At 27.9% G+C, this 25,283-nt stretch carries 25 protein-coding genes; 17 read left to right on the plus strand and 8 right to left on the minus strand.

Features of this window, described 5'->3' with window-relative positions; genetic code table 11:
• Window positions 1–46 precede the first annotated feature (46 nt).
• From BLT70_RS05845 to BLT70_RS05855, 3 genes are all read right to left on the minus strand, one after another.
• On the minus strand, window positions 47–1,222 hold the full coding sequence (locus BLT70_RS05845; protein ID WP_091892553.1) for an argininosuccinate synthase: 1,176 nt from the start codon (window positions 1,220–1,222) through the stop codon (window positions 47–49).
• A complete protein-coding gene (locus tag BLT70_RS05850) occupies window positions 1,219–1,836 on the minus strand; it encodes a GNAT family N-acetyltransferase (RefSeq protein ID WP_091892555.1) in 618 nt (205 codons plus the stop codon). Before BLT70_RS05850 ends, BLT70_RS05845 begins: the two co-directional genes overlap by 4 nt.
• A 651-nt stretch (window positions 1,837–2,487) precedes the next feature.
• Entirely contained in the window at window positions 2,488–3,975 is a 1,488-nt protein-coding gene (locus BLT70_RS05855) for an NAD(P)H-hydrate dehydratase (RefSeq protein WP_091892557.1), read from the minus strand.
• 194 nt (window positions 3,976–4,169) lie between these two features.
• Here BLT70_RS05855 and BLT70_RS05860 point away from each other — a divergent pair, with 194 nt between their 5' ends.
• From BLT70_RS05860 to BLT70_RS05910, 11 genes are all read left to right on the plus strand, one after another.
• Window positions 4,170–4,586 (plus strand): DUF2141 domain-containing protein, encoded by a 417-nt coding sequence (locus BLT70_RS05860; RefSeq protein ID WP_091892559.1) that lies wholly within the window; start codon window positions 4,170–4,172, stop codon window positions 4,584–4,586.
• A gap of 30 nt (window positions 4,587–4,616) precedes the next feature.
• The gene (locus tag BLT70_RS05865; protein ID WP_091892561.1) at window positions 4,617–5,978 is read left to right on the plus strand and encodes a 2TM domain-containing protein; all 1,362 of its coding nucleotides are present in this window, start codon (window positions 4,617–4,619) and stop codon (window positions 5,976–5,978) included.
• Window positions 5,978–6,295: a 2TM domain-containing protein gene (locus BLT70_RS05870; RefSeq protein WP_091892563.1), complete on the plus strand. Its 318-nt coding sequence runs from the start codon at window positions 5,978–5,980 to the stop codon at window positions 6,293–6,295. The genes BLT70_RS05865 and BLT70_RS05870 overlap by 1 nt, the downstream gene beginning before the upstream one ends.
• A 3-nt stretch (window positions 6,296–6,298) precedes the next feature.
• Window positions 6,299–6,586, plus strand: coding sequence for a 2TM domain-containing protein (locus BLT70_RS05875; protein WP_091892565.1), 288 nt, complete (start codon window positions 6,299–6,301; stop codon window positions 6,584–6,586).
• Between the two features lie 4 nt (window positions 6,587–6,590).
• Window positions 6,591–6,926, plus strand: a complete 336-nt coding sequence (locus BLT70_RS05880) for a 2TM domain-containing protein (RefSeq protein WP_091892567.1) — start codon at window positions 6,591–6,593, stop codon at window positions 6,924–6,926.
• Window positions 6,927–6,930: 4 nt separating this feature from the next.
• On the plus strand, window positions 6,931–7,248 hold the full coding sequence (locus BLT70_RS05885) for a 2TM domain-containing protein (protein ID WP_091892569.1): 318 nt from the start codon (window positions 6,931–6,933) through the stop codon (window positions 7,246–7,248).
• A 66-nt stretch (window positions 7,249–7,314) separates the two neighbouring features.
• Window positions 7,315–8,070, plus strand: coding sequence for a LytTR family DNA-binding domain-containing protein (locus tag BLT70_RS05890; RefSeq protein ID WP_091892571.1), 756 nt, complete (start codon window positions 7,315–7,317; stop codon window positions 8,068–8,070).
• 27 nt (window positions 8,071–8,097) lie between these two features.
• On the plus strand, window positions 8,098–8,631 hold the full coding sequence (locus tag BLT70_RS05895) for a hypothetical protein (protein ID WP_091892573.1): 534 nt from the start codon (window positions 8,098–8,100) through the stop codon (window positions 8,629–8,631).
• Window positions 8,632–9,136: 505 nt separating this feature from the next.
• The gene (locus BLT70_RS05900; RefSeq protein ID WP_091892575.1) at window positions 9,137–10,555 is read left to right on the plus strand and encodes a bifunctional UDP-sugar hydrolase/5'-nucleotidase; all 1,419 of its coding nucleotides are present in this window, start codon (window positions 9,137–9,139) and stop codon (window positions 10,553–10,555) included.
• A 249-nt stretch (window positions 10,556–10,804) separates the two neighbouring features.
• On the plus strand, window positions 10,805–11,320 hold the full coding sequence (locus BLT70_RS05905) for a hypothetical protein (RefSeq protein ID WP_091892577.1): 516 nt from the start codon (window positions 10,805–10,807) through the stop codon (window positions 11,318–11,320).
• A 174-nt stretch (window positions 11,321–11,494) separates the two neighbouring features.
• Window positions 11,495–12,499, plus strand: a complete 1,005-nt coding sequence (locus tag BLT70_RS05910; protein ID WP_091892579.1) for a bifunctional oligoribonuclease/PAP phosphatase NrnA — start codon at window positions 11,495–11,497, stop codon at window positions 12,497–12,499.
• 75 nt (window positions 12,500–12,574) lie between these two features.
• Here the strand turns inward: BLT70_RS05910 and BLT70_RS05915 are convergent, their stop codons facing one another.
• From BLT70_RS05915 to BLT70_RS05935, 5 genes are read right to left on the minus strand one after another with little or no spacing between them, the layout of a single operon-like run.
• Complete coding sequence (locus BLT70_RS05915; protein ID WP_091892581.1) at window positions 12,575–12,739, minus strand: Arc family DNA binding domain-containing protein; 165 nt, start codon at window positions 12,737–12,739, stop codon at window positions 12,575–12,577.
• A 1-nt stretch (window position 12,740) separates the two neighbouring features.
• Window positions 12,741–13,646, minus strand: a complete 906-nt coding sequence (locus BLT70_RS05920) for an alpha/beta hydrolase (protein ID WP_091892583.1) — start codon at window positions 13,644–13,646, stop codon at window positions 12,741–12,743.
• Window positions 13,643–14,167, minus strand: coding sequence for a hypothetical protein (locus BLT70_RS05925; RefSeq protein WP_091892585.1), 525 nt, complete (start codon window positions 14,165–14,167; stop codon window positions 13,643–13,645). Before BLT70_RS05925 ends, BLT70_RS05920 begins: the two co-directional genes overlap by 4 nt.
• 1 nt (window position 14,168) lies before the next feature.
• Window positions 14,169–14,327: a DUF4177 domain-containing protein gene (locus BLT70_RS05930; protein WP_091892587.1), complete on the minus strand. Its 159-nt coding sequence runs from the start codon at window positions 14,325–14,327 to the stop codon at window positions 14,169–14,171.
• A 27-nt stretch (window positions 14,328–14,354) separates the two neighbouring features.
• The gene (locus BLT70_RS05935; RefSeq protein ID WP_091892589.1) at window positions 14,355–15,215 is read right to left on the minus strand and encodes an SPFH domain-containing protein; all 861 of its coding nucleotides are present in this window, start codon (window positions 15,213–15,215) and stop codon (window positions 14,355–14,357) included.
• 124 nt (window positions 15,216–15,339) lie between these two features.
• On the opposite strand from BLT70_RS05935, the gene BLT70_RS05940 reads away from it, so the two are divergent.
• The 6 genes from BLT70_RS05940 to BLT70_RS05965 all read left to right on the plus strand — a co-directional run bounded on the left by BLT70_RS05940 (window position 15,340) and on the right by BLT70_RS05965 (window position 25,277).
• Window positions 15,340–16,122, plus strand: a complete 783-nt coding sequence (locus tag BLT70_RS05940) for a S1/P1 nuclease (protein ID WP_091892591.1) — start codon at window positions 15,340–15,342, stop codon at window positions 16,120–16,122.
• A gap of 110 nt (window positions 16,123–16,232) precedes the next feature.
• Complete coding sequence (locus BLT70_RS05945; protein WP_172824392.1) at window positions 16,233–16,754, plus strand: TlpA family protein disulfide reductase; 522 nt, start codon at window positions 16,233–16,235, stop codon at window positions 16,752–16,754.
• A gap of 3 nt (window positions 16,755–16,757) precedes the next feature.
• Window positions 16,758–17,375: a thioredoxin family protein gene (locus BLT70_RS05950; protein WP_091892593.1), complete on the plus strand. Its 618-nt coding sequence runs from the start codon at window positions 16,758–16,760 to the stop codon at window positions 17,373–17,375.
• A 208-nt stretch (window positions 17,376–17,583) separates the two neighbouring features.
• Complete coding sequence (locus BLT70_RS05955; protein WP_091892595.1) at window positions 17,584–20,379, plus strand: triple tyrosine motif-containing protein; 2,796 nt, start codon at window positions 17,584–17,586, stop codon at window positions 20,377–20,379.
• A 211-nt stretch (window positions 20,380–20,590) separates the two neighbouring features.
• Window positions 20,591–23,770 (plus strand): TonB-dependent receptor, encoded by a 3,180-nt coding sequence (locus tag BLT70_RS05960; RefSeq protein ID WP_091892597.1) that lies wholly within the window; start codon window positions 20,591–20,593, stop codon window positions 23,768–23,770.
• A gap of 13 nt (window positions 23,771–23,783) precedes the next feature.
• Complete coding sequence (locus BLT70_RS05965; RefSeq protein WP_091892599.1) at window positions 23,784–25,277, plus strand: RagB/SusD family nutrient uptake outer membrane protein; 1,494 nt, start codon at window positions 23,784–23,786, stop codon at window positions 25,275–25,277.
• Window positions 25,278–25,283 lie beyond the last annotated feature (6 nt).

The raw sequence follows: 25,283 nt of genomic DNA on the forward strand, positions 1-25,283 counted from the left end.
CCATTGCACAATTAAACAATTCAACAATTATTCGTTTACACAAATTTTATTTATTTACTTGTTGATATATTTTATTCTGATTTCCTAAAATTTTGATAAAGCCTTTAGCATCATCAGCAGTCCAAGCTTTATTTTCTTCTCCATACGTACTAAATGCACTAGACATTAAATCGTGATCAGAAATAATTCCATCTAAAGAAAAATGATAAGGTTTTAAAGAAACGACAACATTTCCAGATACCATTTTCTGAGAACTTTGTAAAAAAGCTTCAGTATCTCTCATTACAGGATCTAAATATTGACCTTCGTGTAAATGCATTCCGTAAAAACTAGACAAATATTCTTTGTGTTGTAATTGCCATTTTGTTAGGGTGTGTTTCTCTAACAAATGATGTGCTTTTACTGTAATTAAAGCAGCTGCAGCTTCAAAACCAACTCTTCCTTTTGTTCCAACAATTGTATCACCAACATGAATGTCTCTACCAATTGCAAATTTTGAAGCGATATTATTTAAGTTTTCAATATTGATTTCAGGTTTGTTTTCTTCTCCATTTAAAGCAACAAATTCGCCGTTTTTAAAAGTCAAAGTAACTTTTTCTTCACCTTCTTTTTCTAATTGAGAAGGATATGCTTCATTAGGTAAAGGAAGTTCAGACTTTAAAGTTTCAACGCCACCAACACTTGTTCCCCAAAGGCCTTTATTTACAGAATATTTAGATTTTTCCCAAGGCATATCAATTCCTTCAGATTTTAAGTATTCTATTTCTTCTTGTCTTGTTAATTTTTGATCTCTAATTGGCGTAATAATGTTGATGCCTGGCGCCAAAGTTTGAAAAATCATATCAAAACGTACTTGGTCATTTCCTGCACCAGTACTTCCATGCGCAATATATTCTGCACCAATACTTTTAGCATATTCAACAATTTCTATTGCCTGAATAATTCTTTCAGCACTTACAGAAAGTGGATATGTACTGTTCTTTAATACGTTTCCAAAAATTAAATACTTTACTACTTTATTATAAAAAGTAGAAACAGCATCAATATTTTTATAAGTAGAAACGCCCATTTTATAAGCATTACTTTCTATATGTTTAATTTCTTCTGTTGTAAAACCACCTGTGTTTACACTTACAGCGTGTACTTCATATTCTTTTGATAAACTTACGGCACAATAAGAAGTGTCTAAACCGCCACTATATGCAATTACTAATTTTTTCATTTTTTTTCTTTTTTTAAGAATAAACTTTGTTTTATATGTTTTAGTCTTTTAAAAACATTTTCTTTAACTTCTTTTGGATCTTCAGTAATTTTATTATTCGGATCATATAACATGCCTGTACATAGGCACATTTTTCTTTCTGTTCTTGTTAAGACATCATAGTTTCTACAAGTTTTGCATCCATCCCAAAAACTTTGATCGTCTGTTAATTCAGAAAAAGTTACAGGTTTGTAACCTAATTCTGTATTTAGTTTCATAACAGCTAAACCAGTTGTTATACTAAATACTTTTGCATCTGGAAACTTTGTTCTAGAATGATTAAAAATTACTTGCTTAATTAGTTTTGCTAATCCTATATTTCTATAATCTGGATGTACAATTAAACCAGAATTGGCAACAAATTTTCCATGTCCCCATTTTTCTATGTAGCAAAATCCTGCAAATTTATCACCATCTAAAGCAATAACAGCATTACCGTTTTCCATTTTAGTGGCAACGTATTCTGGTTTTCTTTTTGCGATACCTGTTCCTCTAACCTGAGCAGCGTCTTCTATGGTTTTACAAATAATATCTGCGTAAACAGTATGTGATTTGTTAGCAATTACAATTTCCATTGCATTGAATTTTTTATTTTATATAAGTTGTTGTTTGTTTTTTTGAAAGTAGAATCGGACTCACCTAAATTCCATAATAGTTTATACACCCAAAGGGCGAATAATAAAACTGCGTCGTACATTGTTATTGTTTAAAATAACTAAAGGTTGTAAGTAAGTTTTGTAAGAAAGATTCACGATAAAAAAATAAAAGGATAAATACTATAATAAGTTGTCTTGTTGCTAAAGTAAAATATTAGCGACGGCGGTTGCGCAAGCGCAAGCTGGGAACTATTGTAGTACATAATTTATTTCTTCTTGAAGTAATCATGGTGCTAAAGTATATATATTTTCAAAAGTATTATCATAAGTGTACCTTTTTTTTGTAAGTTTTATCAAATTTTAACAAAATTGGGATTTGAGTTGAAAATTAATCAACAGAATTCTTAAATAATCGTTTTTTGATAACATATAAATTGATAAACACGTTGTTTTTTATGAAAATTAAAAACTTGTCAAAAAAAACAAAGTATTCTTTTAGTTTAATAATTTAAAGTCAGTTGTGTTTTTATCTAAAAAAAAAGTTATTTAAATGAAAATCAGTAAGTTTGTTTTTAAAAGAACATCAGAAATCATGTTTTTTATAAATAAGTTAGTAGTAAAAAATAAAAATTATTCAGTTTCAATTTTTAGATAATTGATAATATCCGAAGCAATTAAAGCGTTTTCTCCTTTTTGTTCGTCTGCATAATCTCCTGCTTTTCCATGAAAATACACACCAATTAAAGCTGCTTTAATAGGAGGGTAACCTTGCGCTAATAAGCCAGTAATTATTCCTGTAAGAGTATCACCACTTCCACCAGTTGCCATTCCTGGATTTCCAGAAATATTAAAAAAAAGTGTTCCTTCTGGATTACAAATACATGTATTTGCACCTTTTAAAACAACAATACATTCATGTTCTTTTGCAAGCTGTTTTTGTTTTTCAAAACATTCTATAGTAGTTTTCCATGTGCCAACAAATCTTTCAAATTCTTTTGGATGTGGCGTTAAAACTGCGTTTTTTGGTAATATATTTAGTAATTCTCTATTTTCAGAAATAATATTTAAAGCATCAGCATCAATAACTAATGGAACTTTTGTTGATTCAAAAAGTTGTTTTAAAACTTCTTTTGTAGCATCCTTTTTTCCAATTCCCGGTCCAATTCCAATGGAATTGTAAGAAGAAATATCTGGTAATTCAGAAATATATTTTTTCTTTTTATCAGTTAAACACATTGCTTCTGGTGTAGAAATTTGCAAAATATTATATCCACAATTTGGAATGTATGTTGTTAAAAGTCCGGAGCCAGCTTTTAAACAAGCTTGAGAAGCCAAAACTGCGGCTCCGATTTTACCATAAGAACCTGCAATAATTAAGGCATGACCAAATGTTCCTTTATGTGAATGTTTTTCTCTTTTTTTTACACTTTTAGAAATTGTGCTATCTAAAACAAAATTATTGGTTGGTAATTTTTGAATAAAATCTTCATCTAAACCTATGTTTATTACTTTCCAGTTTTTAATATATTGGTTACTTTCTTGAAAGAAAAAAGATAATTTTGGTCTTTGAAAACTAATTGTAAGATCAGACTTTACAATAAAATCAGAATCAGGTAATTGATTGCAATATAAACCAGAAGGAATATCAACAGAAAAAACATGTTTTTTTACTTCATTTATGCTTTTAATAGTTTTTGCAGCTAAACCTTCAACTTTTCTAGTTAAGCCAGAACCAAAAATAGCATCAATAATTATGTCAAATTTGTTAAAATCAAACAAATCATCTTCAGATTTTATAATTGTAACTTCTTCTAGTTTATTAAAATTGGTTTTACAATCGAGAGAAAGATTATTAGCTGTTTTTATTAAAATTGCTTCTGCAAGATAGCCTTTAGCTTGTAATATTCTTGTAATTGCAAAACCATCTCCACCATTGTTACCAACTCCGCAAATAACTACAATTTTTGAATAGTTATAAATATTTTTATGAATAGCATTTACAAAAGAAAGAGAAGTTCTTTCCATTAATTTTAAAGAAGAAATACCTTCTTTTTTAATCGTATAATTATCGGTTTCTTTTGTTTGATTTGCCGATATTATTTTTTTTAGATCGAACAAAATTTAAGTTTTTAAGACAGATTAAAGTTACACTTTTTTTATCAAGATACTTGCTTTTTGATTCAAAATAGTATCGAATTATACTCGTAATTACAATTCATCCTAAAAAAAATACAACTCGGTATTCTTTAATTTAAAAAACGATGGTTGCGTTGCATCTTTGTACCATCATTAACCAATAAAAACAAAATATTATGAAATTCTTAGTAGCAATTATAGTAACAGCAGTATTGTTTTTTTCTAACAAAATAACTGCACAAGAAAATGTAAGTATTACAGCAACAGTTGTAAATGTAACATCTGATGAAGGTAAAGTAAGTTTTGCTTTATTTGATAAAGAAAATTTTAGAATAAAATCTTTACAAAGTGTTTTATCAGAAATTAAAGAAGGAAAAAGTATGGTTTCTTTTACTGATATTCCAAGTGGTGAATATGCAATTATTTGTTTTCATGATAAAAATGAAAATAATAAAATGGATTTTGCAACAAACGGAATGCCTTTAGAAAATTATGGAGCATCAAATAATGTGATGAATTTTGGTCCACCTAAATATGAAGATGCTAAATTTGTAGTTGCTGATAAAAATGTATCTTTAGAAATCAGATTTTAATAAGTTTCTTTATAATTTCAATTCCAAAAAATGACATCATCAAATTCAAGTTTTTTAAATGTAATAAAAAAAGATGCTATAGTTTGCACTAAACTAACTGTAGTACTTGGTGTCTTTTTTATTATTGTAAATCAGCAGTTTAGTGTGGTAGGAATGGCGTATGTGTTTTTAATTTCTGGTATGTATTCATTTGTTTTAGGGCTTGGAAATGGAGTTATTAATGAATATTTAAATACAAAATGGGATTGGGTTAAAGAGACCAATAAAAGAGTTTGGGGCGGAATTATAGCTACAGTTTTATACACCGTTTCTGCAGTTTTAGTAATTCATTTTATTCAATATATATTACTTTTCGGGCACGATATTAATAATTTTTTTAAAGGAGAATTAGTTTGGATCCATTTAATTACTATAATTTTTTCGTTAGGAGTTGCAGCTTTTTTTCACGCCAGAGGTTTTATGGTAAACTGGAAATTAGCAATGACGCAAGAAACTACAAAACAAGAAATTGTAGCTAAAACAGAAACCGCAAAATTTGAGTCGTTAAAAAGTCAAATTGATCCACACTTTTTATTTAATAGCTTAAATGTTTTAACGAGTTTAATTGGCGAAAATCCTGCGCAAGCAGAAAAATTTACTACAAAACTATCTAAAATTTACAGATATGTTTTAGAGCAAAGAAACAAAGATTTAATAACGCTTACAGAAGAATTAAAGTTTGCAAAAACCTACATGGAATTGCTAGGAATGCGTTTTGAAGACGCTGTAAAGTTTAATATTCCTGATGCAGTTAGCAATCCAGATTTAAAGATTGTACCTCTTTCTTTGCAACTTTTGTTAGAAAATGCAGTAAAACACAATGTGGTTTCATCATCTAAACCATTAACGATTCATATTTACGAAAAAGATGATTATTTAATAATTGAAAACAACATCAATCCGAAAGAAGCAATTGGTAAAAGCACCAAAGTTGGTTTGCAAAATATTGCTGATAGATATGGATTAATAACACCAAAAGGTGTAAAAATAGAAAATAATAACAAAACTTTTAAGGTGAGTTTACCTCTCTTAATTAAAATGGAAAATAGTATGTATCAAGATAATTTAGAAAATAGCAAATACGTAAAAGCAGTTGAAAGAGTAGAAAAATTAAAAGAATTTTATCAAAATTTAGCATCTTATTGCTTGGTAATTCCTTTTTTAATTTTTATAAATTTAAGATTTTCACCAGGATTTCATTGGTTTTGGTTTCCAATTTTTGGATGGGGAATGGGATTAATTTTTCACTTTTTAGAAGTAAATAATTATAATATTTTCTTAGGTTCTAATTGGGAAGAAAGAAAAATTAAAGAAATGATGGATAAAGAAAATAAACACAAAAATTACAGATAATGGAACCTAATTTTACAGAAGAACAAAGATATATTCTTGCTAAAAAAAGAGTTGAAAAGATTAGTAAGTTTTACAAACATTTAGCAGTTTATATTGTGGTAAATATATTTTTATCAGCAATTTTTATTGTGGGTGATATAAATGATGGAGATACTTTTAATGAAGCAGTTTTTAATTATCATAATTATAAAATTTGGTTGTTTTGGGGAATCGGAATTGTTTTTCAAGCATTAAATACTTTCGGTTTGACTTTATTTATGAATAAAGATTGGGAGCAGAAAAAAATTAAAGAATACATGAACGACAAAAAAATATAAAAAATGGAAGCGAATAATGTACAGCAAGAGCGTTATTTAAGGGCTCAAAAAAAAGTAAAAGCTATAAAAGGTTTTTACACACATTTAACAATATATTGTATTGTAATTCCTATCATTATTTATGTAAACTTAACTTTTGAGCCCCATTTTCATTGGTTTTGGTTTTCTACTTTAGGTTGGGGTACAGGTTTGTTTTTTCATTGGTTGGGAGTTTTTGGTTTTAATTTATTAGGATTTGGAAAAGACTGGGAAGACAAGAAAATTAAAGAATTTATGAACGAAAATAAGTAAGAAAATGGAATCGGATTTTAGACAAGAGCAAAGTTATTTAAGGGCTAAAAAGAGAGTGAAAGCTATTAAAGGTTTTTATGTTCATTTAATTGTGTATGTTTTGGTAAATATTTTTATTAGTGCAATTATTATTTTCGGATTAATGCAAAATAATTATTCATTTTCTGATGCAATAACTAATTTTGGAGTAGTTTCTACATGGCTTTTTTGGGGAATAGGAATGTTTTTTCATTGGTTAGGAGTTTTCGGTTTTAAATCTTTTGGATTAGGAAAAGACTGGGAAGAAAGAAAGATTAAAGAGATGATGGATAAAGATAATAAGTTTACTAAAAACTTTTAAAAATATGGAAAACCTCACTGAAAAAAAAATGATAAGAGCAAAACAAAAAGTGGAAGATATTAAAAAATTCTATAAACATCTAGTCTCATATATATTAGTAAATTTGTTTTTAACTTTTGTTTGGAGTTTTTCTTTCAAACTTTTTGGAGATTTTATTGTAAGTAATCAATTTGATGAAGATGGATTTAAGTATATTCCTTTTTGGTTAATTTGGGGAATTTTCTTAGTATTTGATGCTCTTAAAACGTTTGATATTCTTAATTTTCATGGAAAAGATTGGGAAGAAATAAAAATTGAAGAATTTATGAAAGAAGAAAAATAATTACAAAGTTACATAGTCGTGAAGGCGCATTTTTTTTACCAACAACCAACAACCAACAACAAAACAATGAACGTATTAATTATTGAGGATGAAAAGCCAGCTGCAAGAAGATTAAGTAGAATGTTAGCAGCTTTAGATATTGAAGCAAAACAAATGTTACATTCTGTTGAAGAGTCTTTAAATTGGTTGCAAAATAATGAACATCCTGATTTAATATTTTTAGACATTCAACTTTCTGATGGTTTATCCTTTGAGATTTTTGAAGAAATTGAAGTAAAATCTGCTATTATTTTTACAACAGCTTACGACGAATATGCGCTAAAAGCCTTTAAATTAAATAGTGTAGATTATTTGCTGAAACCTTTAGATGAGGACGAATTAAAAGTTGCTGTAGATAAGTTTAAAGAAAATCAACCAAAACAATCGGATGTGCAGGTAAATATTGATGATATTAGAAAGTTATTGATCAATCCTGTTGATAGAAAGTTTAAAAAGCGTTTGTCAATTAAAGTTGGTCAACATATAAAAATTATTCCTATTGATGATATTGAGTGCTTTTTTAGTGAAAATAAATCAACCTACATTCACACTTTAGAAAAGCGAAATCATTTGCTAGATAATTCTTTAGAAAATTGGGAAGAGCAACTAAATCCAGAACATTTTTTTAGAGTAAATAGAACTTTTATTGTGCATATAAATGCCATTAAAGATATTATCTCATACACAAATTCTCGATTAAAATTAATTTTAAACTCTTATTCTGAAACAGAAATTATTGTGAGTAGAGAGCGTGTAAAAGATTTTAAAAGTTGGATTGACTAGTTTGTATTATTAAATAAAAAACAAAATATGACTTTATTAGAAGCGCAAAAAGACATGAGAAATTCTTATTTTGGTGGAGCTCCTGGAGCTTTCGTATCAGGATTTGTTTGGTTAGCCTCAGGAATTACTGCCTTAATAAATACACAAAAAATAAGTGTATTAGTCTTCTTTTTCGGAGGAATGATAATTCATCCTTTAGGAATGGCATTATGTAAAGCTTTAAAACGATCAGGAAAACATAAAAAAGAAAATCCTTTAGCTAATTTAGCTTTAGAAAGTACAATTCTATTATTTATTGGTCTTTTTATAGCATACTCTATACTTCAAATTCAAGCCAATTGGTTTTTTTCTATTATGATTTTAATTATTGGTGCACGATATTTAATATTTAACTCTCTTTATGGAAATAAAATATATTGGATTTTTGGAGCAGTTTTAATTTTAGCAGGGGTATTAGGAATATTATTTAGTAAATATTTTTATTTGATAGTAATTGTTGGCGGAATAATTGAAATTATATTTTCATTAATTATTTTTTATTTAGAGAAAAAAACAAAATAAAACTAGTTATTTTTCTCTAAATTAAGGCTAACTTGTTGTTTTTAATGTAGTTATTTTTTGGTGATTATACAGAAAATTTCTATGAGTATTTCCAAGCAAATTGAGTCAGAAATTAAATCGACTGTTTTGATTTTTCTAAAATTGAAAATTATAAAGAATCTTTTATGGTAGAAGTAGCTTAGAAGATTCAAATACTTGACTCAAATACTATTTATTGTTTTATAGTTTTTAATATGGAACTTATTTGAATTCTAAAGAAAGTGATTTTGTGATTAATCAATATTTAACTGTTTTAAAATCAGATTTATATAGAATATATTTTTTAGAATGCGTAAAAGAGTTTAAAAATTGGATTGGCTAACTTAGTTGTTTTTAGTATTAAATTTAAATTACCAATAACAATTTAACTTTTTTCTAATTGTATTTTCTATAACTTCGCCAACTAATTTTATACAATAATTGTGCTTAATTTAGTTTGATATTGTATTCTTTAAAAAATTACTACATGAAAAATAGATTCATTTTCTTATTAACAATACTTCTTTTAATTACCGGGTGTTCTAAAAATGAACAGATTAAGATTGTTACATCCGAAGAAAAAAATCTAACTATATTTTTTATTAATGATCAACATGGTCAATTAGATAATTTTTCTAAAATTAAACATATTATAGATTTAGAAAAGCAAGAAACAAATGTTTTAACAGTTTGTAGTGGCGATATTTTTTCTGGAAATCCGGTTGTAGATAATCATCCGCAGAAAGGTTTTCCTATGATTGATCTTATGAACCGAGTTGGATTTGATGTTTCTGTACTTGGAAATCACGAATTTGATTATGGAGAATTAATATTAACAGATAGAATGAGTCAAGCTAATTTTGATTGGGTTTGTGCTAATGTAGATATGTCAAACTCTAGTATTCCAGATCCTTTTGAATATAAAACATTAAGTGTTGAAGATATAAAGGTTACTTTTTTAGGTTTGGTAGAAACCAACGGAAGTGATACACAAACAATTCCATCAACACATCCTTGGAGAGTTCAAAATCTTAGTTTTGAACGACCAGAAAGTGTAATCACTCAATATGCAGATATTAAATCGAAAGAAGATTCTGATGTATATATAGCTTTAACGCATCTTGGTTTTAACACAGATTCTCAAATTGCTGAACAATATCCTTATTTTGATTTGATTATTGGAGGTCATTCTCATCAGGAAATAAATACAACAATTAATAACATTCCAATTTTTCAATCTGGAGCTAATTTAAATAATCTAGGAAAAATAGAATTGACAATTAAAGACAAAACTGTACAAGAAATAAATTATGAATTGATAGATTTAAATGCTTACTCTAAATATGATGCAGATTTAAAAGCAATTATCGACGATTATAATGATTTGCCTTATTTAAATGAAATTATTGGTTTTTCTCATTTGTATCATTATAAATCTCAAGTTGGTTGTTTTTATACGGATGCTTTAAAAGGAGCTATGAATGTTGATGTTACTTTTCAGAATACTGGTGGCGTTCGTTCTACGTTAAATGAAGGAGATATTACAAATAGAGAGATTTTTGAAATTTCTCCATTTAACAACGGAACCGTTATATATGAAATGACTGTTGCTGAAATTAAAAATTTTCTAAAAGGCGCTGGTTCTGGTTTTTATTTTTCTGGAATTAATATTGAGCAAAATGGAAATTATATAGAAATTAAAGATTTAAATAATAACACAATTCCAGATGCTACTATTTTAACTATTGGTACAAATGATTATATTCCAGCAGTTTATGAAGATTATTTTCCAGCTAATGGAAAGGTACAATTGTTAACAGCAGCAGAAACAATATTATCTTACTTAAACAATTATAACGATCAAGTTAATTACCCAAATTGCAATCATTATTTTAGATATCAATAAAACCAAAGTTCCTTACTTTTTTTAATTGATTATAATTCTAATTTTGCACTTTTTAAAGAAACAGAAATTATAGTACCTATAAAGCATTTAAACATTTTAGGAGTTGTATTTAGTAATGTGTTAATTTAAATTTAAAGCAAACATAAAACGTAATATTTTGTGTTTAAACTTATTTTCTTATAAATTCGCTTGCTTCTAAAATAATTTATAACGACGTTTTGTCTTCGTTATTCTTACCGAAAATAAAAAATGAAAAAAGTAATAATATTCTTAGTTGTAGTTTCTTTTATGAACTGTAGTAATAATGATAACGATTCTGAAAATGAAGTAGCTATTAATCTAGTAACAGGAATTAATTTAGTAGACACTTTTGGTTCTAAAACTGGTGAATTAGGAAATCCTAATAAATTTAATAACAATAACTTTGTTTTTTACCCAAATCCATCTGTTGATTTATTAAATATAAAATCAGTAGAAAAAATTTCGAAAATTTGGATAACTTCTGCAAATTCTTCTAAGAAATATCTACAAACTGATTTTAATTCGATATTAAATTCTGATTTATATATTGAAGACGAAATAGAATCTAATGCAAAATTAAAATTTATCGACTTAAATTCATCTGAAATAAAAATAGATTTGATTAGTTTAGAGATTGGTTATTACAGAGTTTTTGTGAAGATAAATGAAAGTATATATTGGGAAAATATTTTTGTAGGTGTTAATAATGCAGAAATAGATGATTTAATAAATTACTGGAAGTAATAACTTTATGTGGCTTGTTTCTTTGCTTTTTTAATATAAAAGACTTAAATCAAAACCTAGTTATTCATTAAAAATTAAAAACTTTCATTTTTTACTCAATAATAAACCTAACTTTGCACCTTCTTAAAAAAAAAGGCAATTGCTTTTTAGTAGCAATTGTACAAAAAACAATCCATGAATATTTACAAACAAATTGAGGCAGAAATTAAAGCTGCTTCAAATATCGTTATTACAGCACACAAATCTGCCGATGGAGATTCCGTTGGTTCCTCTTTAGGATTACTTTATTTTATAGAAAAATTAGGAAAAAAAGCAATGGTTTGTCATCCTGATAAAGCACCAGATTTTTTAGATTGGTTAGATACTTCTGCTATTATTTTAATGGATGAAAATCCGGAAGAAGTAACATCAGAAATGCAAAAAGCAGATTTAATTTTCTCTTTAGATTACAATGCAACCAATAGAGTAGGACCAGAAATGCAAGTTTTATTAGAAGAAGCAACTTGTAAAAAGATTATGATTGATCATCATTTAAATCCTGATGAGTTTCCTACAATTACAGTTTCGGAAACTACAGCATCTTCAACATCTCAATTAATTGTAGATTTAATAGAACAATCTGGCCATTTAGAGTTGTTGGACGAAAAAATAGGAACGCCTTTGTATTTAGGTATTTTAACAGATACTGGAAGTTTTAGATTTAATTCTGTAAAACCAAGAACGCACGAAGTTTTAGCCAAAATTTTAGCAGCAGGTGTAGAACATCATTTAATTCACGAAAAATTAAGCGACAATAATACAGAAACTCGTTTGCGTTTACAGGGGTATGCAATGAGCGAAAAATTAGAAATTTTATACGATCACAATGTGGCAATTATTTCTTTATCTAAAGAAGAACTAGCAAAATATCAATATAAAAAAGGAGATACAGATAGTTTGGCAAACTTGGTTTTATCTATAAAAGGAATGAAAGCTGCGATTGTTTTTACGGAAAGAGACGGAATTATGAAAATTTCTTTCCGTTCTAAAGGAGCAGAAAATGCAGTAAATTTTTTAGCTAAAGAACATTTTAACGGTGGAGGTCATGCAAATGCTTCTGGTGGAATGAGCGATTTAACTGTTGATGAAACTTTAGAAAAGCTAAAAGGATTGATTCCTGAATATTTTCCAAAAGGATAAGAATTGTTTAAACATAAAAAAAGGTGCTAACTTTATTATAAAGTCAGCACCTTTTTTATTTATTGTATTATAAAGCTATTCATCCTTCTTTTTAGGTTCTCTTTTTGCGTCTTTAAGCGCTTGCATTAGCATCCATTCTATTTGTCCGTTTGTAGAACGAAACTCATCTGCAGCCCATTTTTCAACGGCTTTCATCATATCTTCATTTATGCGTAAAGCAAAAGCTTTTTTCTTTGCCATGTTATTTTTTTACAAATTCAACAATTGTTGTAATTAGTTTTTCTGATAAAGGAAAATTAGCTGAATAATAAGAAGCTAAATTGTCTTCCTCTTTTTCTATGTTTTTTAAAACGTGATTCATATTTTTAATAATAACCAATTCTGCATTTGGTTTTGCATTTTTCAAGTTTTCTGCATCTTCAATTTTAACTTGTAAATCTTTATCGCCATTTATAATTAAAGTAGGAATCGTAATTTTTTTAATTTCTTCTGTAGGATTTATTTGCATCCATTCGTATAAAAATTCTTGATTTTGTTTTGCAAAAATACTGATCAAAAACGGATTTACAGTTTCAATTTTTCCTTTCGCTTTTAAAGTGTCAAATTGCTGTTGAGCAGCTTCTCCTAAAGTAGGATTATTTTTACCAATTTGTTTTACAATCGTTTTATCAATCGTTTCTCCGGCACCTGCAAGAGAAATATATTTATCAATATTTTTTGACGCCAACATAGCAATTAAAGAACCTTGACTATGACCAATTAACGTGATTTTTGTAAAACGTTTGTCTTTTTTAAAATGATTTACAATTACATCAATATCTAAGGCAAAATCAGTAAATTTTGTATCTTTTAAATACTTGCTATTATTTTTATTGGCTGTTCTCTTATCAAAACTAAAAAAAGCGATGTTTTCTTTGTTAACTGCTTCTCTAAATTGTTGAATATAATTTGGTTGATTTCCGTTTCTATCAACAACACCAGAACCGTGAACCCAAATAATTAAAGGTGCATTTTCCTCAGAGAAAGTTAAAGTTCCAGGAAGTTCAATTGCATCGTTCTTAATTGTAATTTCTTCGGATTTTATTTGCCCGAAAGAAACTAAAATTCCGAAAATGGAAACGATTAGGTAGGTAATAACTCGTATCATATTATTTTATTTTGATAGGTTTCTAAAACACTTTTTGCTTCAGCTTCTTTTAGTGTTCCTATAAGTAATTTATTTCCGTTTTTAAATTCAAGTTGAATACCAATATCACCAGAAATGTTCAATGCTTTTCCTTTGCCTTTATTGCCAAAAAAGCCACTTCTAAAACCCCAACCACCAAATTCTGAAAGAGGTAAATAAGTTCTAACTCTTGCTGCTTTTATTTCTGACCATTTAATAGTTTTTAAAGAAAAATGAATAGGATAAAACTGATAATGAATCCCAATTTCATCAATTTTTGTGGTTAATTTAAAGAGGAAAATCAGAATTGAAAAACACAACATTACAAAGGTGAATACGAGTAATCCAGTATCAGACATTGGTTGATCTCCAAAAGGTTTTTTTAAAAATATTTGCTGTACAATTCCGTAAATTCCAAAACAAAGTGGACCAATAAGAGCAATTATCAGAATAATTATTAGCCAACTTTGCGTAAAACGTTGTTCTTCTTTAAATACTTTCATTTTAGCGGTTTTTTTCTCTTTCTAAAACAATATTTGACCAGTTTGGAGCAATATTTATTACATTCCAACCTTCTCTTGCATACTGATTTAAATTGTCTTCCATGCTTTGTAAACGATTTCTAAAACTTAATTTTGGTTGTACTACTTTATATTCTTTCATGTTAATTTTATTTTTTGTTAACTGAATTTAATGACTTAAAGTTCCTGCATTTACAACAGGCGAAGCTTCTTTATCTCCACATAAAATAACTAATAAATTACTAACCATTGCAGCTTTTCGTTCTTCATCAAGTTCAACAATTTGTTTTTTATTTAGTTCATTTAGCGCCATTTCTACCATTTCAACTGCACCCTGTACAATTTTATGTCTTGCAGCCACAATTGCAGTTGCTTGTTGTCTTTTTAACATAGCAGAAGCAATTTCTTGCGCGTACGCTAAATAACCAATTCTAGCTTCTAAAACTTCAATTCCTGCAATCGATAAACGTTCGTCAATTTCTTTTTCTAAAGCTTCAGAAACTTCATTTACGCTAGAACGTAACGTAATATCTTCATCGTGGCCTTCATCAGCAAAATTATCATAAGGATACATACTAGCTAATTTTCTAACAGCTGCATCTGTTTGTACACGTACAAAATTTTCGTAATTATCAACATCAAAAGCAGCTTTATAAGTATCTGTAACTCTCCAAACTAAAATCGTAGAAATCATAATTGGATTTCCAAGTTTGTCATTTACTTTTAAACGTTCACTGTCAAAATTACTTGCTCTTAAAGAAATTGATTTCTTTCTAAATAAAGGATTTGCCCAATACAAACCATTGTCTTTTATGGTTCCTACATATTTACCAAAAAGTAAAATAACTTTTGATGTATTCGGATTCACTAAAATAAAACCGAAAAATCCTATAAAACCTATTATTGAAGCTGGAAGAAAGATTGGATTCTCTTTAATAAATGATGTTGCTATTCCGCCAAAGAATAATACTAAAACTACTAATAACATTAAATAACCATTTGCTGGTTTAATTATTTTTTCTGATTTCATTTATGTTTAGATTAAATTGATATTATTTTGATATCACAAAGATATAGGATATTTTTTAATATTTACAAATTATTAAGTATTATTTTTTATACTTTAGCTGAAAATTAATTTTAAAATATTTAAAATGAAAATCAAATTACTTTTATTGATTCCGTTTCTTTTTTTTATGAAATCCTCTTCGGATGACGCTTATTTTTGGGGAAAAAACGGGCATAGAGTTACAGGTAAAATAGCAGAAAAATATCTAACAAGAAGAACTAAAAAACGTGTTGATAAAATACTAAAAGGACATAGTTTGGCTTTTGTATCTACATTTGCAGATGAAATAAAATCTGATAGAAAATACAGTAAATATTATCCGTTACATTATGTAAATATGGATTTAGATCAAACCTATGAACAAGCAGAAAAAAATCCACAAGGAGATTTAGTAACAGGAATTAATGAGTCAATTGCTATTTTGAAAGATAAAAATAGTACAGACGAAGAGCAGAATTTTCATTTAAAAATGTTAATTCATTATATTGGCGATTTACATCAACCTATGCATATTGGGCAAAAGGAAGATAAAGGTGGTAATACTATTCAAGTTCAGTGGTTTGGAAACGGTGCAAATTTACACAGTGTTTGGGATAGTAAAATGATTGATGATTGGGAAATGAGTTACGTAGAATTGGCTGAAAATGCAGACGATTTGTCAAAAAAACAAATTGAAGCAATCGAAAAAGGGACAATTATTGACTGGGTAAATGAAGTACATGCAATTACAAAAGAAGTATATAATTCAGTAAAAGTAGGTGAAAATTTACGTTATAAATATTCTTACAATCATTTTGCAACTGTAAGAACACAATTACAAAGAGGTGGAATTCGTTTGGCAAAAGTGCTGAATGATATTTATAATTAACTACTTGTAAAACATTATTTTAAAACCTCATAAACTAGTTTGGTGAGGTTTTTTTGTTAATTAAGAGTTAATTATTTTAATCGAGTATTTAAAATAAGTATTTTTATTAAATGATAAAAAAAACAATTTTTATTTTTTTGTTTTCTGTTGGTTTTGTTTCTTGTAAAAAAGAAGTTGTAAAAGAAACGAACACGCAAAAAGTAGCAGAAGTAATATTAGTTAAAACGTATAATTACAGTGAGTTAAAACCTTTTTTAGAAAAGAAGGATGATAAGATTTATGTAATAAATTTTTGGGCAACTTGGTGTGCTCCTTGTGTAAAAGAATTACCTTTTTTTGAAAAAATTAAACAAAAATATGCAGATAAAAATGTGGAGGTTTTATTGGTGAGTTTAGATTTTCCAAAACAAGTTGAAAAGAAATTAATTCCTTTTATTAAAAAGCATAAAATACAATCTGAAGTTGTTTTATTAGATGATGTTAATGAAGATGTTTGGATTAAAGCAATTGACGAAAATTGGAGTGGCGCTTTGCCAGCAACCATTATTTATAATAAAAATAACAGAAAGTTTTATGAACAATCTTTTGATTATGAAACTTTAGAAAGTGAATTACTAACATTTATCAATTAACAAATGAAAACAATTAAAACAGCACTAATTTTATCAGTATTTGCCTTTATAACAGTAGCTTTTACCGTAAAAACGGATGCTGGTTATAAAGTAGGTGATATAATTGAAGATTTTAAATTAAAGAATATAGATGGTAAATCGGTCTCTTTATCAGATTATAAAGAAGCAAAAGGTTATATCATTATTTTTACTTGTAATACTTGTCCGTTTTCTGTAGCAAATGAAGACAGAATTAACGATTTAGATGCAAAATATAAATCAAAAGGATTTCCTGTAATTGCTATTAATCCTAATGACCCAAAAGCTTCAAGAGGAGATGGTTTTGAAGATATGAAAATTCGTGCATCAGAAAAAGGGTTTACATTTCCTTATTTATTTGATGAAGGTCAAAAAGTGTATCCTAAATTTGGAGCGTCAAAAACACCACATGTTTTTATTGTGAGTAAAAAGGAAATGACAGTAGAATATATTGGTGCAATTGATGACAGTTCTAGAAACCCAGATGCAGTTACAGAAAAATATGTAGAAAATGCTGTTGATGCTTTATTATTAGGAAAAAAGATAGAAAAAACTGAAACAAGAGCAATTGGTTGTTCTATAAAAAGTGGTAAAAAATCTTAGAATAATTATTTTTGAGGTAATTTCTAATAAAGTGAGTAAGTATGGTTATTGTATTTTAACAATACATTTTTTTGTTTTTCTTACTTTTTGTTGCTTTTAAAGTGTAATTAATAATATTTGCCAATACATTACCTATACATAGTTCTATTATTTTCTATATTTTATTATATTTAACGTAATTTAGTAACCAAACATTACGTAACAAAATATGTATAGAGTTATTTATTCCTTTATTTTTTTTTTAGTAACTAATTTAACGTTTTCTCAAGAGCTACCGCCAATAAATATTTTTTCTGCAGAAAATTATGGAGCGGCCAATCAAAATTGGGCAATTACCCAAGCATCTAATAAGTTTATTTATGTAGCTAATAATGAAGGGTTATTGGAGTATAATGGTGCAAGTTGGCAGTTATATCCTACACCAAACGAAACAATAATGCGTTCTGTTAAATCTTTTAAAGATAAGATTTATACCGGTTTTTACATGGATTTTGGTTTCTGGAAAAAAAATGACTTTGGTCTTTTAGAATTTAATTCAATTGTAAAAGAACACGATATTAAAATGCTAGAAGATGAGCAAATCTGGGAGATTTTTGAGCTAGATGGTTGGATGATATTTAAATCTTTAGAAAGAATTTATTTATATAATATAAAAAAGAATACAGTAAAAATTATTAAGTCAGAAAGTAGAATTCATAAACTTTCTATAGTAGATGAAATTATCTATTTTCAAGAAAATGATAGAGGAGTTTTTAGAATAGAAAATGGAATTGCTAAGTTAGTTTCTGACGACCCAGTTTTAAAAAATAATAGGATAGTAGATTTTTTTGTCAAAGATGATAAACTACTTATTTTAACACAAAAAGAAGGCTTTTTCTTTTTAGAAGGTAAAGTGTTAATTCCGTGGAAAATACCTGCTGATCAATTTTTGTCAGACAAGACTATTTATAGTGCAAGTCATTTAAAAAACGGAAATTTTGCTTTGGGATCAATTTCTAGTGGATTAGTATATCTTAGGGAAAATGGTGAATTAGATTATCATATTACACAAACTTTAGGTTTAGGAAATAACACTGTTTTAAGTGTTTTTGAAGATATTGATAATAATATTTGGTTAGGTTTAGATAGCGGAATAAATTCTATAAATTTTAAATCTCCTTTTAAATTATTTGTAAAAAAGAATAATTTTTGGGGAACAATTTATGCCTCAATAGTTTATAAAGATTATTTATATATAGGCACAAATCAAGGCTTATATTATAGAGAAAAAGATTCTGATAATGCTTTTAGTTTTGTTACAAATACTCAGGGCCAAGTTTGGAACCTACAAATAATAAATAATACTTTGTTTTGTAGTCATGATTTTGGTACATATATAATTAATAATAATAAAGCAGAATTAATAAAGGGTGTAGTAGGAACTTGGGGGTTAGAGAAGATTAATGAAACGACTTTATTACAAGGTAATTATGAGGGTTTATATATTTTAACTAAAGAGGGTTCGTCTTGGAAATTGAGAAATAAAATAGCAGGATTTTCTAATTCTAGTAGGTATTTTATCTTAACCGATAAAAATAAAATATTTGTAAATCATGAGTATAAAGGGGTTTTTAAATTAGAAATTGATAAAGATTTTAGAACAGTTTTAAAAATTAGTAAAGACAAATCTGTAGAAAAGGGAATACATTCAAGTTTAATAAAATATAATAAAGATATTTTTTATTCGTCTAAAAAAGGAGTTTATAAATATGAAGCAGCAAAAGATCAATTTATATTAGATTCTATTTATAGTAAGTTATTACCTAAAGATGTTTTTTTATCGGCTAAATTATTATATGATAAACCTACTAATAAGCTGTGGTCTTTTACTAAAGAGGATATTCGTTATTTTACTCCAGGAAAATTAAGTAATAAGCCAAAATTAGAAATTATACCTATAAAAGGTTCTGTTCATAAAGGAGCTACCGGTTTCGAAAATATTTTATATTTAAATGATAAGAAATATTTGATTGGTACTTATGATGGTTATTTAGTTGTTGACTTAAATAATGTTATTCAACCAAAGGATTTTTTGGTTAGTATCAATAGAATTTATAATAATGAGTTAGATAAGCCGCAAAATAAAATTAGTTTATTAAAGAAAACGGCTTTTAAGAGTAGTGAAAATAATTTTGAATTTTTTTATAGTGTTACAAATTTTAATAAAACGTCATCTGTAAATTATCAATATCAATTAGTTGGTTTTAATGAGAAATGGAGCAAGCTATCAAATTCTAATTCACTTTTATTTGAGAATTTACCACCAGGAAATTATACATTTAAAGTACGAGCTTTAGTAGATCAAAAGGTAAGTGAAAATGTAGCAAAATATGCCTTTGAGATTGATAAACCTTGGCATTTAGGTAGCTTTATGGTTATTGTTTATGTTTTATTGTTTATCTATTTAGGGTATATTACAAATGTGTTGCATCGTAAATATTATAGAAATCAAAGAGAAAAATTATTAGAAAAAGCTCAAAAAGAATTAGAATTACAGGAGTTAGAGAACTCTCAAAAAATAATTAAGCTTAATAACGAAAAATTAAGAAATGATATTGAAGGTAAAAATAGAGAATTGGCTACTTCTACAATGAGTATCATTAGAAAAAACGAATTTTTAAGTTCTATAAAAACAGAATTAGTTTCCGGGGGAAAAGATAGTTTAAATAAAGTTGTTAAAATTATTGATAAAAATTTAAACAATACAGATGATTGGAAAATGTTTCAAGAGGCATTTAATAATGCAGATAAAAAGTTTTTAGATAAAATAAAAACGAAGCACCCAGAACTTACTCCAAACGATTTAAGGTTATGCGCCTATCTTAGGCTAAACTTATCGTCTAAAGAAATAGCACCACTTTTAAATATTTCTCCAAGAAGTGTAGAGGTAAAACGTTATCGATTGCGAAAAAAAATGAATTTACCTCATGATGAGAACTTAACAAGCTACATCATTGAAGTGTAGTACCTTATCAACCTTTAAAAACACCTATACAATACCACAACATTTACTGTTTTTTTTGCTTTATATTAAATTTTAATGTTTCTTTAACATTAGACGTAATAAGGGTTTATATGTGTTTTTTTGTTATGTATGTTTTTTGTTGCGGTTGTTTTTAATGATTCAGTAAAAAAAGATATCTATTTTTACATTATTATTAACTAAAACATTATTCATGAGAAAAAAAGGTTCATTACTACTCTTTATGTTTATTAGCTTTTGGGCTACAGCTCAAACATTAAACGTAAAAGGTGTTGTAAAAGATGCGGCAACTGGAGATGCATTGCCAGGAGTAAGTATAATTATTAAAGGTACAACTACAGGTACACAAACTGATTTTGATGGGTTATACAGTTTATCAAAAGTAGCAAAAGGATCTGTATTAGTATTTAATTATTTAGGATATAAGAAAAAAGAAGTTATTGTAAATGAAGAAACAATAAATGCTTCTTTAGAAGAATCTGCAGAATCTTTAGATGAGATTGTTGTAGTTGGTTATGGTTCACAAAGAAAAGAATTAGTTTCTGGAGCGTTTTCTAGTATTAGCTCAGAAAAAATTGCCGAAGCAAATCCTACTAGAATTGAAGAAGCTTTAAAAGGTAGCGCTGCAGGTGTCCAAGTTACGGCAAATTCTGGTTCTCCAGGAGCTTCTTTAAATATTAGAATTCGTGGTGTAACTACAAATGGAGATAATAGTCCATTAGTAATTGTAGATGGTGTTAATATTGGTTCAGATTTAAGTATTATTGATCCGAATGATATTGAAAAAATGGATATTATTAAAGATGCGAGTTCTGCAATTTATGGTGTGCAAGCAGCAAATGGAGTTATTTTAATCACTACAAAAGGAGGTAAATTAAATAGAAAAACAAAATTTTCTTTAAATTCTTACATTTCTTTTCAAGAAGCTTCAAACAAATTAGATTTAATGAATGCATCAGAATATGCAATTTATGTTAATGAAACAGAAGTTGCAGATGGTAACCAAATTCCATTTACTAATATAAGTAGTTATGGAGTTGGTACAGATTGGCAAGATGCATTATTTACAACTTCACCAATTGTTAGTCATACATTAGGTGCAACTGGAGGATCTGATAAAGTAACTTATGGTTTTAGTGCTAGTTACTTTAATCAAGAAGGGATTATTGCTCCTGAAAAGTCTAATTTTAATAGGTTTACCCTAAAAAATAATTTAGGTATAGATTTAACAGATAAATTAAAGCTTAATACCTTTTTATTATATACTAACATTAAAAATAGAAGTATTAATGAATCTGGTAGAGGTTCTACTTTATACTATGCATTAAATGCTTCTCCTCTAACATCTATTTATGATGGTACTGATGGTACAGGTCCTTCAGGAGGATTTTCCTATATAGCAGATAATCAAGGTTCAGAAATTGTAAATCCTTTAGCGTTAATAGATAATACTAATAACGTTACGAGAACTAACAGGTTTACAGGAAAAGTAGAATTAGTTTATAATGTACTTGAAAACTTAAAAGCTACAAGTCGTTATAATTTTAATTATTCAGATGTAGTAAATAGACAATATTTTCCAATAAGCTATTATGGTGCAGGTAAAGTTGTAAATAGTGTAAATTTAGAAGGTGGAGCTTTTGATTTGGATAGAAATGACAACGGAACGACTGATGTTTTTAGTACTGTTTATGAAAATAATCAAAATTATTACGATTTTACTTTTGAAAACTTTATAGACTATAACTTTTCAATAGAAGATAAACATAATTTTAATGTTTTAGCTGGTACTTCTTTAAGAAGCGAACAATTTTATGGTGCGTATGCAACTGGTTTCTTAACTGTAAGTGCAGATAGAGATAATTGGAGTAATGCTTATTTGTTTAATACACAGTCTTTTATTTATGATGAAGCATTAGATGTTGATGGAAATATAGATTCAGACAATACTTTAAGACAAAACAACAATGCGTCAACAGGTGTTCTTGAAGATAGATGGTATTCATTTTTTGGAAGAATTCAATACGATTATGAAAGTAGATATCTTTTTTCTGCAATGTTAAGAAGAGATGCTTCTACAAGATTTGGTCCAGATAATAGATTTGGGTATTTTCCTTCTGTTTCTGCAGGTTGGGTAATAAATAAAGAAGAATATTTCAATGTTAAAGCTATCGACAGATTAAAGTTAAGAGCAAGTTGGGGTATAACAGGTAATGATAAAATAGGTAGTTATAGATACTTAGGATTTTTACAAGGAACAAACGGAAGTGAAGCTTCTTATTCTTTCGGTAATAATCTATATTATGGTAACGCAATAGGAGCGCTAGCTAATCCAGATTTACAATGGGAAACAAACAAGCAACTAAATTTAGGTTTTGATGTTAGCTTATTTTCTAATAAATTAGATGTTACTTTCGATTACTATAAAAAAAGAACAGAAAACTTATTATTAGTAGCTGATGTTTCTGGACTTGTTGGCGCTTCTGCACCAGGAAGTAGTGCGCCAGTAGTAAACGCAGGTACGATAGAAAATAAAGGTTTTGATGTAAGTATTAATTTTAATCATGAAATATCAGAAGATCTTAAATTTAGTTTAGGAGTTAATGCTACAACCGTTAAAAATAAAGCCATAGAAGTTAATAATGCTGCTGGTTTTTTCTCTGGCGGATTGTTTGATTTAGCTCAAACTACTTCTAGATTTCAAACAGGATTACCAATTGGTGTTTTCTACGGATTAAAAACAGATGGTATTTTTCAAAATCAAGCAGAAATCACTGCACATGCAACACAATCAGGAGCAAAACCTGGAGATATTAGATTTGTAGATGTAGATGGAGATGGTGTTGTAGAATTTGGTAGTAGTGATGATCAAACTGTTATAGGAAACCCAATTCCAGATGTTACTTTAGGTGCTAATTTAAACATAAACTATAAAAATTTCGATTTTGCTACTTCAATTTATGCATCAATAGGTAATGACGTTGCTAGAAGTTACGAACGTTTTTTAACATACAGCAATAAGCCAACATTATATTTAGATAGATGGGTTGGCGAAGGAACTTCTAATACAGTACCAAGAGCAACAACTACTTCTACAGCAAATACATTGTTTTCAGATTTTTATGTAGAAGATGGATCGTATTTAAGAATTCAAAATGTACAAGTAGGGTATTCTTTACCTGCAGGTGTTTTAGAGAAATTAAATATGGATAAATTAAGAGTGTATTTTGCTGTAAACAATTTATATACGTTTACTAAGTATAGTGGTTATAATCCTGATGTTTCTAACTCGAGTCCTTTAGGAGCAGGTGTAGATTTAGGTCAATACCCACAAACACGCACATTTACAACAGGAGTTAACCTATCATTTTAAAAAAAAAATAGATATGCAAAATAAAATAACAAAAATAATTACACTTTTGGTTTTAGCCTTTAGCTTTAACGCTTGTGATGATTATTTAGACATAACAAAAGAAGGAGAACAAAGTTCTGAAAACTTTTTTAATAGTCAGCAAGACTATGAAGACGCACTAATTGGTGTTTATGACCTTTTAGGAACCAATTATTTAAATCATATTTTAGGAGAAATAGCTTCTGATAATGCATATTGTGGAGGAGAAAGACCAGATGATGTAACAGATTGGCAACAAATAGATGATATGATTCATACTCCAGATAATGAAGCTTTGCGTAATGTTTGGAAATGGATGTATGCAGGTATTAGTAGAGCAAATTATATAGTAGAGTTTCAAGACAAAGTAGATTTTTCTAGAAAACCAGAATTATTAGCAGAAAATTTATTCTTAAGATCTTACTACTATTTTGAATTGGTGAAATTTTTTGGTGATGTTCCTCTTTTTACAGAAAATAGAGTAAGTGTAGCAGATTCCCAATCAGCAGAAAGAACAGCAAAAGCAGATGTTTATGCTAAAATTGAAGCAGATTTAACAGCGGCAATACCAAATTTACCATGGGTACAAACTCAACCAGGTAGAGCAACAAAAGGTGCTGCATTAGCTTTATTAGGTAAAATTTATTTATTTGATAAAAAGTATGATGAAGCTGCTACTGAATTTCAAAAAGTAATTTCATCAGGTCAATATCAGTTAGTAGCAGACTATAGTACAATTTTCTTAAATAATAATGAAAATAATTCAGAATCTGTTTTTGAAATTCAATATTCTATTGGTGTAGAAGGAGCAAGTTATGATTTCTTAGAAGGTTCAGAAGGTAATGTAGCTGCAGGTTTTATGTCGCCAAGATTTACAGGAGACAGAACTAATTGGGCGCCGTATGATGATGGTAATACATTTAGTACACCAGTACAAGCATTAGTAGATTTATATGTTGCCGGAGATTCAAGATTAAACCCAACTATTTTTAATATGTCAGATTTTGTTGCAGCAAATCCAGCAGTAACTTTTGATACTAGAAATGAATATACAGGTTATTATAATCATAAATATATGGTATATCAGGAATCAAACTTAGGAGATACTAGAATTACTCATGGTAATAACTATAGAGCAATTCGTTATTCAGATGTTTTATTAATGGCAGCAGAAGCAAACTTATTAGCATCAGCTCAAAAGAATAATCCTCAAGATTTATTAGATGAAGTTAGAGATAGAGCTTTTGGAGATTCAGACCATAGAGTTACAGCAAATCTGGATAACATTTTGTTAGAAAGAAGATTAGAGTTAGCAGGTGAAGGTCATCGTTTTTTCGATCAAGTAAGAACAGGTAAAACAATTACCATTTCTGGTTTTAAAACAGAAAAAAACGAATTATTTCCAATACCAAGAATAGAAATTGAATTGGCAGGAAATAGATGGTGTCAAAATAAAGGATATGCAACATCTACATGTTCAACAAATTAAAATAAT

Source organism: Polaribacter sp. KT25b, from assembly GCF_900105145.1.
In the GTDB taxonomy this organism is placed as follows: Bacteria; Bacteroidota; Bacteroidia; order Flavobacteriales; family Flavobacteriaceae; genus Polaribacter.